The organism is Serratia sp. CY82433, assembly GCF_052166535.1.
Classification (GTDB): Bacteria; Pseudomonadota; Gammaproteobacteria; order Enterobacterales; family Enterobacteriaceae; genus Serratia; species Serratia sarumanii.
The window spans coordinates 793,473-810,224 of the sequence record NZ_JBJNOR010000001.1; the positions used below are offsets into that span (position 1 = coordinate 793,473).

The following is a 16,752-nucleotide window of genomic DNA, read 5'->3' on the forward strand; positions in this document are numbered from 1 at the left end:
TAGTCCACCGGTAAGAAAACCCTATCCGAGGCCACCGCCTTCGGCTAAGGTAATCGTTTGCTTTTTTTCGGGATGAGAATGTGGTGATGCAGAATAACGCGCGTGTCTTACTGTTGGCGGCTGCCGGTGCGGCCTTTTCTCCGCTGAGCTTTGGCCAGCCTGCGGCGGCCGGGCCGATCGTGGTGCAGGGCGCCATGCCGGTGGAGGCGGAACGTTTTGCCCAGCGATTGGAAAACCCGCGTGAGGAGCAGATTGGCGGCTGGCGCTTTTGGCACGGCACCGTAGACGGCTACCCAGTGGTGGTGTCGGAGACGCTGAAGGGCATGTCCAACGCCGCGGCGGCCACGGCGATCGCCGCCACGCAGTTCCGCCCGGTGGCGATCATCAACCAGGGCACCGCCGGCGGCCACGATCCTGCGCTCAAGGTGTATGACATCGTGCTGGGCAAATATTCGGTCAATCTCGGGGCGTTCAAAACGCCGGCCAAGGCGTTGGGGGCAGGTAGCGACTCACGGCAGTGGCAGCCGATGGATCTGTTGGCTTCCAAAGGCAGCGCCGGCGAGGACAAAAAGGCGCACAGCCTGCGCCAGTTTCCCGCCGACCCCAACCTGCTGGCGATTGCGCAAAGCGTTAAGAGCGATTACCGACAGGGCAAGGTCGTGGAAGGGGTGATCGGCTCGGCCGACGTGTGGAACAGCGAGCTGGATCGTATTCGCTATTTCCACGACAGCTATCAAACTTCGGTCGAAGAGATGGAGACCGCCTCCGCCGCGCAGATCGCCGCCGAATTCAAGGTGCCGTTCGTCGGCATTCGCGTGTTGTCCAACAACATCACCAATCAGGGCAAATACGATCCGCAAACCGGGCTGGCATGCCAGGATTATGTTTATCAGGTGGTGAAGGCCTATATCGCCAACCTGAAGAAACACTGAGCCATTGCTTCGGTTAATCGACGATATCAGGCGATTGTCACTATTTATCGCCTATTGTAAAGAAGATTAAACCTGTGGCGGGCTTGGCGGTAGTGTATTAGTTTATAGGCGGATTATTTGACAAAAAGTGTAGGGATAAAACATGAACAAGGCATCCGTTGTATTTTCCGGCCTGCTGATGGCCGTTTCCGCCGGCGCTATGGCGGCTACCTCTGGCGATGACGTGGATATCAGCAAACAGCCGCTGGAAAAGGTCGCGCCTTACCCGAAAGCCGAAAAGGGCATGAACCGCCAGGTGATCTACCTGCCGAAGCAAGAGCACGAAGAGAACTACAAGGTGGAGCTGCTGATCGGCAAGACGCTGGAGGTGGACTGCAACCGCCACATGATCGGCGGCACGCTGGAAACCAAAACCCTGTCCGGCTGGGGCTACGATTATCTGGTGCTGGAGAAGCTCTCTGAACCGGCCTCGACCATGATGGGCTGCCCGGACAACACCAAGACCAAGCAATTCATCGCCGCCAACCTGGGCGACGCCGCGATGCAGCGCTACAACAGCCGCCTGCCGATCGTGGTGTATGCGCCGAAAGACGCGGAAGTGAAATACCGCATCTGGAAAGCCGAAGATACCGTAAGCCAGGCCGAGCAGAAGTAATCGCCGCCTGACGCCGCTCCGCTTGCCCTGCGCGGCAGGCGGAGACTTTTCCCCGTTACGCTTTCTTTCCGCCCGCCAATACCGCCCGTTCGGTTTCTTCCCCCATGGCGATCAGCCAATCCAACACCGTTGAGAATATCGCATCCTCCTGGCCGTCGGCCTGGGTCATCAGCACGTAATCCGTCCCGTCAGGCGCAAAGCCATATGGCGCCACCAGCGCGCCGTTGACGATGTCATCCGCCACCAGCGCCAAAGGGCCGATGCCGATACCGGCGCCGGCGACCGCCGCCTGCAGGCTGAGATAGAAATGTTCGAAACGCAGCTCGTTGCCCGGCTGGATCTCGAAGCCGCTGTGGGCGCACCAGTCGCGCCAGGCGTACGGTCGCGTCTCGGTGTGGAGCAGGGTGCCGCGCAGTTCACGCCCCGCCGCGGCATGCTCCCGGCGGCATACCGGGCCGACCCGTTCTTTGAGGAACGGGCGGGCGACCACGTCGTCGGCGATCGGGAAATCGTTGCGGCGAATCGCCAGATCGATGCCTTCGCGCGAGAAGGCGACGGCGCCGCCGGCGGAGACCAGCTGCAGATCGCGCTCTTTCCCCACCGCCTGCTGCAAACCGGCCAGGCGCGGGATCAGCCAGCGGATCAGAAAGGTCGGCTCGCAGGAGATCACCAACGGGCGATTCTGATGATGCCGACAGGCGCGGTCGATCGCCGACTGCAGGTTGTCCAGCCCCCGGCCGATCTCGCTCGCCAGCTCTTGCGCCTGCGGCGTCGGGTGCACCATGCGGCTGGTGCGCTGAAACAGCGCGAATCCCAGGGTCTGCTCGAATTCGCGCACCGCACGGCTGACGGCGCCGTCGGTGACGTTGAGTGATTTGGCGGCTTTCGACACGCTGCCGTACCGCACCGTAGCTTCGAAAGCCCGTAATACCGCCAGGTTAGGCAACCTTCGTTGACGCACTGCGCCCCCTTTTGATTGAGTTTTTGTCAATCATCGATACTACGCAAATCGTTTTTTATTGCCAGCCAAATCCGCCAAAGTGTGCATCACTTTCCACTTACGGGTAACTGCGATGATTGCCATTCTCGCCGATGATCTTACCAGCGCGCTCGACGGCGCGGCCCCGTTCGCCGCGCGCGGACTGAGCGCCTGCGTCATGCTGCGCCTGCCCGATGCCGCGTTGCAGGGCGCTGAGATCGTCGCTTTCGATTTAGATTCCCGCTTCGTTTCGCCGGAGCAGGCGGAGCGGCGTTTTCGCCATGCCGCCGCCAGTGTGAAGCCGGCGCGCCTCATATACAAAACGATCGATTCCACGCTGCGCGGCAATCTGGGGCCGGAAACGCGCGGGGCGCTGTCGGGCAGCGGGCGCCGTCTCGCCATCGTTGCGCCGGCCTTCCCGGATGCCGGCCGCACCACGGTGGGCGGCCGGCAATACGTCGACGGCGTCGCGCTGGAGCAGACCGCTTTTGCGCGCGATCCGAAGAACCCGATCGTCACCGGCTACGTCATGGAGCGCATGGCGGGGCTGGAGCCGACGCGTTTTCAGGTATTCGACGCCGCAGACAACGGCGAGTTGGATGAGGTCGTGAGGCGGATCGGCATTGCCGAACCGGTGGTGTGGGTGGGATCGCCGGGCCTGGCGGCGGCGCTGTCGCGTGCGTTGTCCCCTAAGGAGAACGCGGCGCCCGCTCAACCGCCGCTGAGAGCCAGCAAAGTGCTGATGGCGATTGGCAGCCTGCATCCGGCGAATGACGCCCAGCTGGCAAGCCTGCGGCAGGCGGGTGCGGTGCTGGTTACGCTGCCTGAAGCGGCCGATCCCGAGGCGGTAGCGCAAGAGGTGCGAACGGCGTTTGCGCGCGCCGATGTGGTTTGCCTGATGTCGCCCCGGTCGCGAGCGGCCACGGCGGATCATGCCGCTGCGCTGGGCGCGGTCGTCAGCCGTTGCACGCCAGCCTTCGATGGGCTGGTGGCGACCGGCGGCGATACCGCGCGGCGTATCGTCGACGCCATGGCGGCCGGCTCATTGACGCTGTTCGGCGAGGTGGAACCCGGCGTGCCTTTCGGGTTGTTAAATCTGCCGGGCCGCAGGCTGCCGTTCGCCACCAAGGCGGGCGGTTTTGGCCGGGCCGGTACGTTGTTGAACTGCGTAACCCGGTTGCGCGCTGACCGAGAAGGAGAAGAACAATGACCCTTTCCACTTTGCCGCTGGCGATAACCATGGGCGATCCCGCCGGCATCGGGCCGGAGATCATTGCCAAACTGGCGGCCACAGAGCGGTTGAGCACGCCTTATGTGGTGATTGGCGATGCCGGCGCACTGGCGCGCGCGGCGGCCAGTCTGGGGCTGACGCTGCCTATCCGCGAACTGCCCGCCTTGCTGGCGGGATGGGACGAAGCCTGGCGGCGGGGGGAGACCGCCGTCTATTCCGCCGGCGTTGCGCTGCCGGCGGACTTGCCCCTCGGCAGGCTCGATAAGCGCGCGGGGGCGGCGTCTTATGCCTGGGTGGTTGCCGCCATCGATCTGGCGCTGGCGGGGCGCATCGCCGGCATCGTCACTGCGCCGCTGAACAAGGAAGCGATGCGCCTGGCGGGGATCGATTATCCGGGGCACACCGAGATCCTGGCGGCGCGCTCGGGCACCCAGGATTTCGCCATGATGCTGGCCAACGACGAGCTGCGGGTGATCCTGGTTTCCATTCACGTTTCGCTGCGGGACGCCATCGACGCGGCGACCGTGGAAAATGAGCTGCGCGCGTTTCATCTGGCGCAAACGGCCTGTCGGGCGTTGGGCATAGCGAAACCACGCATTGCGGTGGCCGGCCTGAATCCGCACGCCGGGGAGAACGGCCTGTTCGGCCGCGAAGATCTTGACGTCATCGTGCCCGCCATCACCCTGGCGCGGGAACAGGGGTTGGACGTCAGCGGCCCCTGGCCCGGCGATACCGTTTTCATGCGCGCCCGGCGCGGGGAGTTCGACATTGTGGTCGCCCAATATCACGACCAGGGCCTGATCCCGGTGAAATATCTCGGGGTGGATCACGGCGTTAACGTCACCGTCGGCCTGCCGTTTATCCGCACCTCGGTCGACCACGGTACGGCGTTCGATATTGCGGGCAGCGGACGGGCGGAACACGCCAGCCTGCTGTACGCCTTCCGGCAGGCGGAAAAAATGCTGCGCGCCCAATAACTCATATCACCTGAAGACAATAAGGAAACACCATGCACACACCCGAGTTTATTTTCATGCTGACGCGCAACGACAGCACGGTGCCCGATGCGCAAGCGCGGCTGCCAGAAGTGCTGGCTGCCGGCGTGAAGCATATCGGCTTTAAGGATATCGGCCTGCCGCTGGATCAACTCAAACGGTTGGCGCAGGCGATCCACGCCGGCGGCGCCACCGCGTACCTGGAAGTGGTCAGCCTGGATGAGGAAAGCGAGATGAATTCGGCGCGCGCGGCGCTGGAATTGGGCGTTGATGTATTGATGGGGGGAACGCGGCCGGAAAGCGTGCTGCCGATCATTCGTCAGTCTGGCCTGCGCTACTATCCGTTCGCCGGCCGCATCAGCGGCCACCCCAGCGTGCTGGAAGGTGACATTGAAGACATTGTCGCCAGCGCCCGCCAGCGCGCCGCTTTACCGGGCGTGACAGGGCTGGATCTGCTGGCCTACCGCTTCGCCGGCGACGTGCCGACGTTGATTCGACGGGTGTGCGATGCGGTCGACAAACCGGTTTATATCGCCGGCTCTATCGACCGCGAAGATCGCATCGCCGCCGTGGTGACGGGCAATGCGGTTGGCTTCACCGTCGGTACCGCGGCGCTGGACGGCGTGTTTCCCGCCGACAAGCCGGGGCTGACGGCGCAAATCAACGCCGTGAAATGCCTGATTGGCAATGTGATCCGCAAACTGTAACGCGTCGCCATCCGGTTCTTTCCACGGCGATGGGATGGTTATCTCATTCGTTGAATCATTAATTTGCATGGCTTCTCTTTTTTAATGCTCTTGCGAGCAGGCACGCCCTTGGGCGCTCGCCGACGTTTACCCGGCAACACAGCGTGATTGCCGCCAGATTCAATATATATAGAGGGAGTGAAAAATGATTAAAGGGTTAGGGAGTGCCGTTGTGGCGGTGAGCCTGTTGTTAACCGGCTGCGATACCTTCAGCCTGCTGCGCGATCAAAAGATCGCCGACGCTTTTCACGTCGGCGCCGACAAGCGCTCGGTCAGCCGGGATTTCGGCGCGCCGATCGCCACCCTGCCGACGCTGAACGGCCAGGGCGTATGCCACGACTACCACCACCGCTTGCCGAACGGCACCGTGACGCCGTTCTACGTCGGCTTCAGAAACAGCGACGGCAAAGTGGTGGCCTTCGGCCCAACCACCTGCGGGGAAGCGCAGGCCAACGGCAATCTGAACAGTGATGAACCTATCAAACAGCGGTTCTAAACGGGCGTTGCTGCGCCGGCCTGGGGTTTAAAGAACGTCACTTTAGGGAAACCGAACGCTTCGTGAGTGTTGTGCAGGCGTTAATCATTAACTGGCTCAAATTCTTTCTTGTGACGTTAATTAAATTTGTCTTGTCGGCCGACAAACGGCCGAGGCGGCTGAGTCAGGCGTGGTGGACCTTTTTTTGCGGCGTTATTCGCCTTTTTGGGGGTGACGAGAGGGAAAATTATTCGCTGTTGCGGCTGCGGCCTCGGTCACCGATTTTCTGGCGAGTTTGGCTATGAACTGGCTTCGCACAAAGCGATAACGGGCAACAGACGGCTTTTTCAAGGCAACAAAAAACCCGATTTCCTCACTACAATAATAAAATCAATAAGTTATTTGTTTTATAAAGAGTTTTTATACCGATGAAGGGGGAGGAAATACGGGGATTGCCAACCTATGCCGCCACTTTGTCGCCACCTGGCATCGTCGCCAGCGGATTGAATTGCAGGGCTGTTTCGAGGTGCTCCGGTGCAAGGTGAGCATAACGCATAGTCATTTTGATATCATGATGGCCGAGGATGCGTTGTAACACCAGAATGTTGCCGCCAGACATCATAAAGTGCGCCGCAAAGGTATGGCGTAGCACATGCGTTAGTTGACCTTTGGGCAATTGAATGCTGGTGTTCTCAAGCGCGGCCATAAAGCGAAAATAGCATTCGCTGAATAGACGATCATCGCCCCGCGTTACCAACTTCTTGTACAGTGCTTTACTGATCGGAACGCTGCGATTTTTTTTGCCTTTGGTTCGGATGAACGTGATTTTATGCGGTGTTATCTGTGACCGGGTGAGGTTTTCCGCTTCTCGCCAGCGAGCGCCAGTACTGAGGCATACCTCGACCACGAGCGGCAAATCAGAATCGCCTTTGCTGCAGGCTGCAAACAACTCTGTGATTTGTGAGTGCGTCAGCCACGCCATTTCCTTTTCTGCAACGGTAAACTTGCGCATGTTTTCCAAAGGATTGGGCTGGTTCCATTCGCCTAGCCGCGCCAGCTCGCTGAACATGCCGCTTAGATAGCTTTGCTCAAGATTGACGGTCACAGGTTCTGCGCCGTTTTTCCACTTCTCTGAAAAGTAGATTTCGCCGGACAGACGCTTATCACGATAATGCGCGAAGTCTTTTGCGGTGAAGGTGGTAGCAGGGGGATCGCCTAGGGCTTCGATCACAAGGCATAGTTTTTTGTAGGTACGTTCACCAGCGGTGAGGGATTGGCCGTGCAGGTTGTACCAAAGTTTGGCAACCTCACTCAGCTTACGGCGGTCAATCGTCTCTCCTAACCACGGCTTATTGTCTACCTGCTCCATGATGAAGCGTTCAAATGCCAATGCTTCGCCTTTGGTTGCGAACTGCTTGCGTACCCTGCGGCCTTCACGGCCAGCAGGGTAGCACTCACATAACCACTTACCGGATGATTGTTTTCGAACTGCCATTATACCCACTTCCTTTCAATATAGAGGGGTATTTAACTGTATGTAAAAACAGTGGTCAATGTGTGTTAGAGCAAAAAAATACATTCGGTTTCATGTAGTCTATGCTGAGACCCATTGAATCAATGCGTGTATACCCGCATGGTCTGGACATATTTCTTCCAAAGGGGAACGTGATGCTTTTACTTTGAATTGAGACCATGTGTCTTCATCTTTACTTTCTAAACCTAAGTGTGCCTCAATAGCCCCTTTTTGCCATAACCATATATTCTTCTCACGAAGAATTGTTGCTAGCGCTTGAATGTGGGCGTGCGCTTCTGGTTTTGATGCCATGATCTCAAAAGCTTCTGCCGCAGTACAAACTCCTCCTTTGGTTGGTAAACCATTGTGACCGACTTTACATTCTTGATTATCATGCATTTTTTGTAATATCTTTTTTAATTCAGCAATGTTTTGATCGTCATCATTAATAATTCCATTTATTATTGCGCCTCTGAATGCGTAATCTAAGTCTACAATTGCTCTTGCAGGAATATCCATAGCCTTCAGTATTTTCAATGTCTTGCTAATGTTATTGACTGAGCCTGTTTCAATCATTGCTATCTGGGCTTGTCCAAGAGTTCTGTTCTGTATCTTTTGGAAAATGAAAGGAAGTAAGCGAAGTTCTGTTTTTCCTTCCGTCAAAATAACGTTGTTAGAGAATAATACTTGTGAGGACTGTGTTAAAGAGAACAAATGGCTTGCTTGTGCTGGCCCATCCTCAATGGTTCGTGCAACAGCCTCAGCCATAGTTGTTCTACGATATGTGCCCTTGATATTATTTTTTCTTATAAGAATGGTATGGGGTGCAGTTTCTTCCGTAATCATTTGTGAGGAGTGAGTTGTGAATATAATTTGGTATCCATTTCCAGATAAAGTGTTTAGTGCCTCTCTTATTTGTTCTATGGCGAATGGATGTAAGTATAATTCAGGCTCATCAATTAGTAATAGGGTCGTTGTTGAGCTTTGCTCATTTTTCTTTATGTCGGCTAAGTGGCGGATTAATGCCATTTGTATTGAGCGTTGGGTTCCATGCCCATAGGAAGAACACTCTCTGGCAATACCTGCCATACCATCTTCATAAACTTTAACGGTTCCAGATTTAAACAGATCTTCAAAACTAGGGGTCGGGAAGTGAAGTTTTAAATTGATTCCGGGGAAAAAATCAGCAATCTTTTCATTTATGGAAGTATCGATGTCTGATAACTCTGGAATTCTTTTATTTCCATCTGCCTCCATTCTCCTTGATACTGCATTCAAGTGTTTAGAAATCCTGGTGGAGTTACTTTTCTGTACTGATTCGCAAAGTTCAGACAGTAACTTTCCTATAGTACTACTAGCTTTTGATTTAGAAGCGTCTTCAGCGGAGTTTTCCATTGCGCCAACTCGAATAGGTTCAGGGAATAATCCCTTAATTGCATTATCTATTCCTGTTGGTGGTGCTCGATATTGACCATTTGCTGGATTTTTTATTTGTAGTTTTACATCTGCTGCTTTGGAAGCATTGACTATTTGGGTTCTTTTAATCTCAACAATACCATCTTGTATAAATGGTGATATTTTTTCTCTATGTTCTTGAGCTAGGCCATCTAAAATCTCATCACTTACACCAACTATTTTCCCTTCAACGCAAATTTCCATATCAGCATCATGATAATCATCAAGTGCTAATACTTTTTTCTTGAACAACCATTCAACGGCTGAAAGAATGTTGGATTTTCCTGCGTTATTATATCCAATTATTGGAGTGAATTCTGAAAGCTTCACTTCAATATGTTTGCAGGATTTGAAGTTTTTTATTGTTAATGTATCTAAATAGTGAGACATTATGACTCCTTGCTGTGTTACTAGATTTTTAAAGTAATTGAATCTACCTTCGCCAAAAAACTTAAATCAGAAAGTTTGCACTCAAAAGAAAATTTACCATTCTCTATGCGGATTTTTTCACCGGGCAGTACACCCACATCACGAATGGAAATTTTATCATCAATACTTAATAACCATTTTCCATCTGTTACTTCATCGAATTTTTGCTCGGCCACATATGTTATGTTGTCTTCTGAAATAACGATGGGATCTATTAACTTGCTAGATAAAAAAGCTTTATCAAACATTATGAAATTTGATTCATAAAGTTTTCCGTCAATCAGTTTTTTCCTTGAGAGAGATAATATATCTGTTTGGTTATTCTCATACATAGGTCCATTACCAGTAGCTAGCCACAAGAGTGAAACCCCAGTTTCAAGAGCACACTGAATCACATAATCAGCAGGGAAAGTATCTCTTAGATAACGATTTGACAACGTTCCTTTCGAAATCCCCAAAAGCTCCGCAAGCGCTGTTTTAGTTCCACATCCGTATGCATCGATCATCCGTTCGATCGCTGCACGCCCGCCTTTGTCTAGATCTAAAGTCATGAAAATCCCGAAACGTTTACAATATCCATTGGTGTAAACGTTTCGTGATCGTAATGTACGACGCGTAAACGAAACGTTTACTCACAAGTAATCACTACTAACAACGGCTCGCCACAAGCCAAGCAAAGAGGGATGTTGCATCATGCGACCTAACATTTCAATCACTCTGATCACACCTCACGTCACGATAGAGCGTTACAGCGAACTTACTGGTTTGGCTGAGGATACTATCAATGACATGTTGGCCGATGGGCGTTTGCCTCGCCATCGCCTACGTAAAGATAAAAAACGCGAAAAAGTCATGATCAACATTGCGCAGTTGACCGTTGATGCTCTCTCAAATTGCGACATTGCTACGGCATAGTTCGATTTTGCGATAGGGGGAGGGAAACCGCTATGTTTGATTACCAAACATCCAAACACTCACACTTAAGCAGCGCTTGCCGCCGATTCGCTCAGGCACACAACCTAGCAGAGTTAGCCCCGGTGCTGAATGTCTCGCCGCAGGTGCTACGCAATAAGCTGAACCCTGAGCAGCCGCACGAACTGACGCTTTCCCAGTTGGTGACGCTCACCGCGATCACTGACGATGCGGCGATTCTTGATGGCCTGCTGGCGCAACTTAATTGCTTGCCGGCAGTGCCAACCAACGAGGCAAAGCCCAACAGCTTGCCTACTCACACGTTAAGCGCCACTGCGGCGATCGGCGCTATCGCCGGCGAAACCGCATCCAATGCTCCTATGACGCAATCCCGTAAAAACGCCATTCTCGACCGTGCCAACCAGGCAATTCGTGATTTGTCGCTGATCGTCGTGTCGGTAGAAGCGCGTTTCCAATCTACGCCAGTGCTGGCCGCCGCTGTTGATGTGTTCAACACCTGCGCGCCGGCGTTCGGCATGAGCTGAGGTAACTACATGAAAGCTTTTGCGCAATACCTGAAACGACAATCACCGGCCCCGCAGCTGGCCAGCTTTGGCCACGGTTGGATTGAGCTGCCGAACGGCCAGCGCTGGCAGCCATGCGCCAGCCGAGTGGTGTTTTCCGGGGATTCCGTTGCACCAGGTAAGCAGGCCAAACGCCGCCCCTGGTGGTTCCGCTTGATGGGTATGAGGGGGTAACGATGGCGGATAACAACTATTGGTTGGCCAAAATCCGCGCCCAGGTTTGCCCCAAACATTCAGAGGCCGCCGACTTTTGGAATGCCCTATCGCCAGAGTGGCGCGGCGTAGTGATCCACGCTGCGGCGCTGGAAGGGAGGGAGGAGTTAAAAGCCAGTTTGAGCAATTGCCTTTGGCGCGAGCTGTTCGAGCGGTTACCCCCTCAAGCAATCATGCAGATTCGTGCCGGCATCCAAAAGGCGCGGAATGTGTTTGGTGGGTTTGGATCTCTGCGTGAATCGGACTTTCAGCGGAAGGGAACGCGCCGAAATATGAAGGAGCATCACCCGGTGCGCAAGCAAGTGGAAATGGTGGCAGCGCCGCACATTATCAGGATTTTAGAGCAACAAGAAAGCCTGCAAGGCCAGGCAGAGGAAAGGTAAACATGAAAGTGATCGCAGTTGAAAAGCAGGGGCTTATGGACGATTTGGCCGCTTGGGGAGTCGCGCCGAACTATGCCCGCTTTTTCCTGGCCAAATGCCAAGAAGTTGATGGCCTTGTTGCGCTGGAGCCGTTTGTTTTCAATGACTCCATGCATTTGACCAGCCCTTACCAGTGGTTTGCCTCCAATGCGGCGTTTTGGTGCCGCGCATACCGTGAAGCCGGCACCGCCAATAATGAGTAATTGATCTACACAACCAATTATCTTTTGAGAGCGTAACCGTGTAGAAATTGAACAAACAAGAAAGCCAACACCAGGAAGCACCAGCCCGCCCCGCGCGGGCTTTTTCATGCCTGCCATCTGGTGCGCCTGTGCGTCTTTCTGTGCCGTCAGCCACCCCGGCGACAATCCCCGCAATGCCCTTGGCCTTACATGTTGTTGGGTTTAAGCTAAATCAAACTTGGAGGCTGGCGTTGGTTTGAGTAATCATTAAAATTAACTAGTTAATCTGAATCAGAGTAAGAATAGGGGATAGGATGGCTGTTACCTGGATTGATGTTGTCGATAATGCTGTAAAAATAGGGTTAGGTTCATTAATTGCACTTCTGAGTGGCTGGCTCACACTTAAGCTAACACAGCATCATGAAATAAAGAGAGAAGCAAAAGCATCACTGACGGATGAAATCTCCATAAAAACAAATAGATATGTGGAGTTTTTAACAATGTCTCATTCACTTATGCAGACTTATTTATTTACCCAATGCAGTGGAAGTAGTGATGATTATCTCAAGTATTTGCGAATACACAATGAGATTACTATCACTTCAGAAGATGAAATAAGACTTGCAGCGTTTGAATTGCAATCTGCTGTGTCGTCATTCATTTTTTATAATAAAAGCGGTGATCTGGAACTTGTTGATTCTCTTCGTAAACTAGGAAGGGATAATGCAGCGAAGTTTCAGTACAGGGCTTATGCAGAACTACTCAAGATGAAAGAGGATCGGAAAAATATCTGATTTTTAAAGTTTGCTGACGCTATAGATGAGATTGAAAAAAAAACAGCGTTAACACCAGTGAAAAGCAGCCTGCCTAGAGCGGGCTTTTTCATGCCTAACATTTGGTGCGCCTGTGCGCGCCGCTAAGCCCTCAATCACTCCAGATACAAACCCACTCGACCCAATCCGATCACCGCAGCAGCGAGCCGCCAGCGCGGCAGAATCCCCACGGAATCAACGTCACCCTCACGGAAACGGCACTACACCGCACCCGCCTGCGCAATTTGGATCAGGAAATTTTTTCAGTTCTGATTTTCTACAAAACACCCCGCCGCGCCGCGCCTGGGGCTTTGCGAGCAATCCCAAACTGAAAAGATTGAAAAGAATTTCAGTGTTTTTCAGTTTTTGGATCGTGCGAAATTGTCGATGTCGTCGTAAAAAATTGAAATTTAACAAAAAAATAAATTTCGTGAATTATCTTATTTTTTAGAAAGGATCGCGCCTGGCATAAGGAAAGGTTAGAGCCCTAGGCCAGGCGCAGCTTAGGATGAAACGGAACAAATTTCTTTAACTGAAATTTAGCGTTCGGGTTTTCTAAGCATGTACAGTTTAATAGATTAAATAATAAGCGTTGTTATTATTGTCAATCTTAACTAAAGAAGGAGCCGCTGGTTCGTAGGCGGCCCACTGAATAAACTGTAATCGGATGACCTTCCGAGTCAACCCCAGTTGCAACCCCTATTAAAATCCATTCCTTAGATTCTAGAAGTCGGTTCATTTTGTCGAAGCCATCTTGTGCTGAGAATTGCTGTACCTCTACTACTTTACTGTAATCAATTGGACTTTTTTCCATTGTTTTTCACCTTGTTATTATTTCGGGTTTAACGAGTGTGCGTAGTCAATTTCTATACTACGCACTATTTTGAGTCGCGCTTTTCTTCCCATGACTCAAGAATAAACATAGTTAGTGCGTGCGCAGAACTAATTGCCAACCGAGCATGCCTTGGCTTTAATTTATAAATCTTCCTACCAGCACCATGAGCTGAGCTTGCATGAGTTCTTAATGCTCCAACTCCATCTGCAATTGAGTATAATCCACTCAAAATTCTTTTAAGATCTTCATCTTCAATGGACTTAGTGTTCATCCCTAATGAATCACGTACAACTTTCCATAATCCTTGTAAGTCTTGTTTTGCAGGGGGTGTGATCCCTTCATCAGCAATGTAAATTTTAAAAGTTGACTCCATTATATTACATGCTGCGGAAACAGCCTCTCGAGGGTCTGAATGTAAATTTTTAATAGCTCGAGAGAACTCATTTTCGACAGCTGGAATATCACGCTTTTTTATTGCATCACGAAGAGATAATGAAGTTATTGATGAACCATCTACTATAAAGCCACCTGTCATATACTTAAGTCCATACTTTTCAAGATGCTTATGCATAGACTCGACAAATTCTTTTAGCTCTTTGTCCCAGATATTATTTGAATTATCAGGACGTTCTGCATCCATGTATTTTTCAATGAGCTTGCCTAAAAGAGCTAAAGGTTCATCACATTGTTTATTTATACGTCTCAGCCATGCTAATGATTTGGATTTCTTTGGTTGATCCGGCGGTTCACCAGGGGCACCAACATAGTCAAACAGACTATCTAGGCGATCATGTGTTTCAACTTCTGACATGTACTCAGCGACGACATCAATAATGGGCTGAGGGATCTCTCGTCTCATTATACCCTCCATCAGGGAAGTCTTGTCTGCCGCCATTTTGCCGCCACAGACAAAGAAAAGGGGCTGCGCTTGCACGTAACCCCTTGTTTTGTTTGGTGGAGCTGGGGGGATTTGAACCCCCGTCCGAAATTACTACAAGTTCGGAATGCCTCATACAAATAATTTGGGGTGATGCAAAAGTTCGGTGCGAGTCATAGAATATCAGTGGTAGATGACTCTCTCTACTTGGGGTTAGCGGGAACACAAAGTCGGCAGCCTTCATTCGTCAGTAGGACTAAAGTATCGTCACTGATCTAGCGCCCGGTTCAATTTTCCTCACTCATGCATCTGTCCATTACCGCTTTTTACAGCTAAAAGCCAACTACCGTATAATTTTAGGCCGAACTAAAAATCTAAAGCAGTGTGCAAAAATTGGGTCAAGAAATCCTCCTTTTGCATTTTTGTTAAGGACGAGTACATGTTACTAGAGAGGTAAGGGGGGAGGCAACAGATTGATCATAAAGCAGGTTGTTGAAGTTGTGTCGCCACTTTATCGCCATAGGATAACAGCCCAGCTTGTAGCTACTTGTTTAGTAATGATATTTTTTAAAGGCAACAAAAAACCCGATAATCTTGAACCTAAAAGGCGGGATTATCGGGCTCCACAAAATGGGGACATCAAAGAAAAGCAGTGGCACTAATTCAGACTGCGGCCCCCAACGAAAGTTCTGGCCGGCGACAAAAAAATCAAAATATTTTTATCGCCGATCCATCTCTCCCGCTAATCGATCAGCCGAGTATCCCTGGCCATAGCACCACGATAAGTGAACCCGCCAGCGTTAACAGCACGTTAGCGATGGCGTAGGTGCCGGCATAGCCCAGCGCCGGGATGTTGCTGCGCGCGGTGTCGCTGATGATCTCCATCGCCGGCGCACAGGTGCGGGCGCCCATGATGGCGCCGAACAGCAGGGCGCGGTTCATGCGCAGCACGTAGGCGCCGAACAGGAAGCAGATAATCACCGGCACCAGGCTGACGATCAGCCCGGCGATCAGCATCTGGCCGCCGACCGCGCCCAGGCTGTGGCCGATGCCGGCGCCGGCGCTCAGGCCCACGCCCGCCATAAACACCATCAGGCCGAATTCTTTCACCATGTTCAGCGCGCCCTGCGGAATGTAGCCGAAGGTCGGGTGGTTGGCGCGCAGGAAGCCGAGCATGATGCCGGACATCAGCAGGCCGGCGGCGTTGCCGATGCCGAACGAGAAGTTACTGAACTGAATGGTGATCTGGCCGATCAGCAGGCCGATGATGAAGAAGGCGCAGAACGCCAGCAGGTCGGTCACTTGGCTGTGGATCGAGATAAAGCCAATCTTCTCCGCCACGCTCTTCACCCGGCGCGCGTCGCCGCTCACCTGCAGCACGTCGCCCTTGTTAAGCACGATGCTGTCGTCGATCGGCATTTCGATCTGGCTGCGGATCACGCGGTTGAGGAAGCAGCCGTGGTCGGTCAGCTTCAGCTGGCTCAGGCGCTTGTTCACCGCGTTGCTGTTCTTCACCACGATCTCTTCGGTGACGATGCGCATGTCGAGCAGATCGCGATCGAACACTTCCTTGCCGTTGCGGAAGCTCGGATCCAGCCGCGCGTGGGCGTCCGGGTAGCCGACCAGCGAGATCTCGTCGCCCACCTGCAGCACCGCGTCACCGTCCGGGTTGGCCAGAATGCCGTTGCGGCGGATGCGTTCGATGTAACAGCCGGTCTGGCGGTAGATGCCCAGTTCGCGCAGGTTCTTGCCGTCGGCCCAGGCCACCAGTTCGGGGCCGACGCGGTAGGCGCGGATCACCGGCAGGTAGACCTTGCGCTGGCTGTCGGTGTCCAGGCCGCGTTCGCGGGCGATCTGCTGGGCAGAGGTGGACAGGTCCTGGTGCTGCAGCTTCGGCAGGTAGCGCGCGCCGAAGATCAGGCTGACCAGACCGATCAGGTAGGTGAGGGCGTAGCCAAGGCTCAGATGATCCTGCGCCGCCAGCAGCGCCGGGCCGTTGACGATGGTGTTGCGCAGCGTGTCGCCGGCGCCCACCAGCACCGGCGTCGAGGTCATCGAGCCGGCCAGCATGCCGGCGGTCAGGCCGATGTCCCAGTGGAACAGTTTGCCGAGACCGATGGCGATCACCATCGCCGAGCCGACCATCACCAGCGCCAGCATCAGGTAGTTTTTGCCGTCGCGGAAGAAAATCGAGAAAAAGTTGGGCCCGGCTTCCACGCCGACGCAGAAAATAAACAGCATAAAGCCGAGATTCAGCGCCTCGGTGTTAATGGCGAAGTGTTGCTGGCCGAGCAGCAGCGAAACCACCAAAACGCCAATGGAATTACCGAGTTGGACGGAGCCCAGACGGAGTTTACCGAGGCACAGCCCCAGTGCGAGTACCACGAACAGTAACAGAATGTAGTTACCGTTTAACAAACTAGCGACGTTTATGTTCACGGAGGATAACTTATTGTTTACCAGTAAGTGCTTGATATAGATGACTATAAGAGATAAATTCAGCCT

At 52.9% G+C, this 16,752-nt stretch carries 18 protein-coding genes; 12 read left to right on the forward strand and 6 right to left on the reverse strand.

The window, feature by feature from the left end:
- Positions 1 to 86 precede the first annotated feature (86 nt).
- Both ACJ8PI_RS03905 and eco read left to right on the forward strand, forming a co-directional pair.
- Complete coding sequence (locus ACJ8PI_RS03905; RefSeq protein WP_049197152.1) at positions 87 to 932, forward strand: 5'-methylthioadenosine/S-adenosylhomocysteine nucleosidase; 846 nt, start codon at positions 87 to 89, stop codon at positions 930 to 932.
- A 142-nt stretch (positions 933 to 1,074) separates the two neighbouring features.
- Positions 1,075 to 1,587: a serine protease inhibitor ecotin gene (gene eco, locus ACJ8PI_RS03910; RefSeq protein WP_049197154.1), complete on the forward strand. Its 513-nt coding sequence runs from the start codon at positions 1,075 to 1,077 to the stop codon at positions 1,585 to 1,587.
- Between the two features lie 55 nt (positions 1,588 to 1,642).
- Here the strand turns inward: eco and ACJ8PI_RS03915 are convergent, their stop codons facing one another.
- The gene (locus ACJ8PI_RS03915) at positions 1,643 to 2,548 is read right to left on the reverse strand and encodes a LysR family transcriptional regulator (protein WP_052475408.1); all 906 of its coding nucleotides are present in this window, start codon (positions 2,546 to 2,548) and stop codon (positions 1,643 to 1,645) included.
- Positions 2,549 to 2,660: 112 nt separating this feature from the next.
- On the opposite strand from ACJ8PI_RS03915, the gene ACJ8PI_RS03920 reads away from it, so the two are divergent.
- The 4 genes from ACJ8PI_RS03920 (at position 2,661) to ACJ8PI_RS03935 (ending at position 6,034) form a co-directional block, all read left to right on the forward strand.
- On the forward strand, positions 2,661 to 3,776 hold the full coding sequence (locus ACJ8PI_RS03920; protein WP_164134087.1) for a four-carbon acid sugar kinase family protein: 1,116 nt from the start codon (positions 2,661 to 2,663) through the stop codon (positions 3,774 to 3,776).
- Positions 3,773 to 4,774 carry a 4-hydroxythreonine-4-phosphate dehydrogenase PdxA gene (pdxA, locus tag ACJ8PI_RS03925; RefSeq protein WP_164134088.1) on the forward strand — a complete coding sequence of 334 codons (1,002 nt, stop codon included), beginning with the start codon at positions 3,773 to 3,775 and terminating at the stop codon, positions 4,772 to 4,774. The genes ACJ8PI_RS03920 and pdxA overlap by 4 nt, the downstream gene beginning before the upstream one ends.
- Positions 4,775 to 4,806: 32 nt before the next feature.
- Positions 4,807 to 5,499, forward strand: coding sequence for a 4-hydroxythreonine-4-phosphate dehydrogenase (locus ACJ8PI_RS03930; RefSeq protein WP_164134089.1), 693 nt, complete (start codon positions 4,807 to 4,809; stop codon positions 5,497 to 5,499).
- Positions 5,500 to 5,683: 184 nt separating this feature from the next.
- Positions 5,684 to 6,034 carry a hypothetical protein gene (locus tag ACJ8PI_RS03935; protein ID WP_144335939.1) on the forward strand — a complete coding sequence of 117 codons (351 nt, stop codon included), beginning with the start codon at positions 5,684 to 5,686 and terminating at the stop codon, positions 6,032 to 6,034.
- A gap of 439 nt (positions 6,035 to 6,473) precedes the next feature.
- On the opposite strand, the gene ACJ8PI_RS03940 is transcribed toward ACJ8PI_RS03935, so the two are convergent.
- The 3 genes from ACJ8PI_RS03940 to ACJ8PI_RS03950 all read right to left on the reverse strand — a co-directional run bounded on the left by ACJ8PI_RS03940 (position 6,474) and on the right by ACJ8PI_RS03950 (position 9,961).
- Complete coding sequence (locus ACJ8PI_RS03940) at positions 6,474 to 7,508, reverse strand: phage integrase (RefSeq protein WP_164134090.1); 1,035 nt, start codon at positions 7,506 to 7,508, stop codon at positions 6,474 to 6,476.
- Positions 7,509 to 7,607: 99 nt separating this feature from the next.
- The gene (locus tag ACJ8PI_RS03945) at positions 7,608 to 9,371 is read right to left on the reverse strand and encodes an ATP-dependent nuclease (protein ID WP_164134091.1); all 1,764 of its coding nucleotides are present in this window, start codon (positions 9,369 to 9,371) and stop codon (positions 7,608 to 7,610) included.
- Positions 9,372 to 9,391: 20 nt separating this feature from the next.
- Positions 9,392 to 9,961: a phage repressor protein CI gene (locus ACJ8PI_RS03950; protein WP_164134092.1), complete on the reverse strand. Its 570-nt coding sequence runs from the start codon at positions 9,959 to 9,961 to the stop codon at positions 9,392 to 9,394.
- 142 nt (positions 9,962 to 10,103) lie between these two features.
- Here ACJ8PI_RS03950 and ACJ8PI_RS03955 point away from each other — a divergent pair, with 142 nt between their 5' ends.
- The 6 genes from ACJ8PI_RS03955 to ACJ8PI_RS03980 all read left to right on the forward strand — a co-directional run bounded on the left by ACJ8PI_RS03955 (position 10,104) and on the right by ACJ8PI_RS03980 (position 12,517).
- Complete coding sequence (locus tag ACJ8PI_RS03955; protein WP_100396482.1) at positions 10,104 to 10,325, forward strand: regulator; 222 nt, start codon at positions 10,104 to 10,106, stop codon at positions 10,323 to 10,325.
- A gap of 32 nt (positions 10,326 to 10,357) precedes the next feature.
- Positions 10,358 to 10,867, forward strand: a complete 510-nt coding sequence (locus ACJ8PI_RS03960) for a phage regulatory CII family protein (protein WP_103681973.1) — start codon at positions 10,358 to 10,360, stop codon at positions 10,865 to 10,867.
- A 9-nt stretch (positions 10,868 to 10,876) separates the two neighbouring features.
- A complete protein-coding gene (locus ACJ8PI_RS03965) occupies positions 10,877 to 11,080 on the forward strand; it encodes a phage filamentation protein Fil family protein (protein ID WP_047730024.1) in 204 nt (67 codons plus the stop codon).
- Between the two features lie 2 nt (positions 11,081 to 11,082).
- Positions 11,083 to 11,502 (forward strand): hypothetical protein, encoded by a 420-nt coding sequence (locus ACJ8PI_RS03970; RefSeq protein WP_164134093.1) that lies wholly within the window; start codon positions 11,083 to 11,085, stop codon positions 11,500 to 11,502.
- A 2-nt stretch (positions 11,503 to 11,504) separates the two neighbouring features.
- Positions 11,505 to 11,744: a hypothetical protein gene (locus tag ACJ8PI_RS03975; protein WP_204350470.1), complete on the forward strand. Its 240-nt coding sequence runs from the start codon at positions 11,505 to 11,507 to the stop codon at positions 11,742 to 11,744.
- Between the two features lie 293 nt (positions 11,745 to 12,037).
- On the forward strand, positions 12,038 to 12,517 hold the full coding sequence (locus tag ACJ8PI_RS03980; RefSeq protein WP_164134094.1) for a peptidase M14: 480 nt from the start codon (positions 12,038 to 12,040) through the stop codon (positions 12,515 to 12,517).
- 896 nt (positions 12,518 to 13,413) lie between these two features.
- Here ACJ8PI_RS03980 and ACJ8PI_RS03985 read toward each other — a convergent pair.
- Positions 13,414 to 14,304, reverse strand: a complete 891-nt coding sequence (locus ACJ8PI_RS03985; protein ID WP_239509767.1) for an abortive infection family protein — start codon at positions 14,302 to 14,304, stop codon at positions 13,414 to 13,416.
- Positions 14,305 to 14,997: 693 nt separating this feature from the next.
- Positions 14,998 to 16,686, reverse strand: coding sequence for an aspartate:alanine antiporter (locus tag ACJ8PI_RS03990; RefSeq protein ID WP_004938680.1), 1,689 nt, complete (start codon positions 16,684 to 16,686; stop codon positions 14,998 to 15,000).
- Positions 16,687 to 16,752 lie beyond the last annotated feature (66 nt).

Bases quoted from the DNA above. Each gene is read 5' to 3' on its own strand.
- ACJ8PI_RS03965 (WP_047730024.1), top strand. From the start codon at position 10,877: ATGAAAGCTTTTGCGCAATACCTGAAACGACAATCACCGGCCCCGCAG.
- ACJ8PI_RS03960 (WP_103681973.1), top strand. From the start codon at position 10,358: ATGTTTGATTACCAAACATCCAAACACTCACACTTAAGCAGCGCTTGC.
- ACJ8PI_RS03905 (WP_049197152.1), top strand. From the start codon at position 87: ATGCAGAATAACGCGCGTGTCTTACTGTTGGCGGCTGCCGGTGCGGCC.
- ACJ8PI_RS03920 (WP_164134087.1), top strand. From the start codon at position 2,661: ATGATTGCCATTCTCGCCGATGATCTTACCAGCGCGCTCGACGGCGCG.
- ACJ8PI_RS03935 (WP_144335939.1), top strand. From the start codon at position 5,684: ATGATTAAAGGGTTAGGGAGTGCCGTTGTGGCGGTGAGCCTGTTGTTA.
- ACJ8PI_RS03970 (WP_164134093.1), top strand. From the start codon at position 11,083: ATGGCGGATAACAACTATTGGTTGGCCAAAATCCGCGCCCAGGTTTGC.
- ACJ8PI_RS03930 (WP_164134089.1), top strand. From the start codon at position 4,807: ATGCACACACCCGAGTTTATTTTCATGCTGACGCGCAACGACAGCACG.
- eco (WP_049197154.1), top strand. From the start codon at position 1,075: ATGAACAAGGCATCCGTTGTATTTTCCGGCCTGCTGATGGCCGTTTCC.
- ACJ8PI_RS03980 (WP_164134094.1), top strand. From the start codon at position 12,038: ATGGCTGTTACCTGGATTGATGTTGTCGATAATGCTGTAAAAATAGGG.
- ACJ8PI_RS03955 (WP_100396482.1), top strand. From the start codon at position 10,104: ATGCGACCTAACATTTCAATCACTCTGATCACACCTCACGTCACGATA.
- ACJ8PI_RS03975 (WP_204350470.1), top strand. From the start codon at position 11,505: ATGAAAGTGATCGCAGTTGAAAAGCAGGGGCTTATGGACGATTTGGCC.
- ACJ8PI_RS03940 (WP_164134090.1), bottom strand. From the start codon at position 7,508: ATGGCAGTTCGAAAACAATCATCCGGTAAGTGGTTATGTGAGTGCTAC.
- pdxA (WP_164134088.1), top strand. From the start codon at position 3,773: ATGACCCTTTCCACTTTGCCGCTGGCGATAACCATGGGCGATCCCGCC.
- ACJ8PI_RS03945 (WP_164134091.1), bottom strand. From the start codon at position 9,371: ATGTCTCACTATTTAGATACATTAACAATAAAAAACTTCAAATCCTGC.
- ACJ8PI_RS03950 (WP_164134092.1), bottom strand. From the start codon at position 9,961: ATGACTTTAGATCTAGACAAAGGCGGGCGTGCAGCGATCGAACGGATG.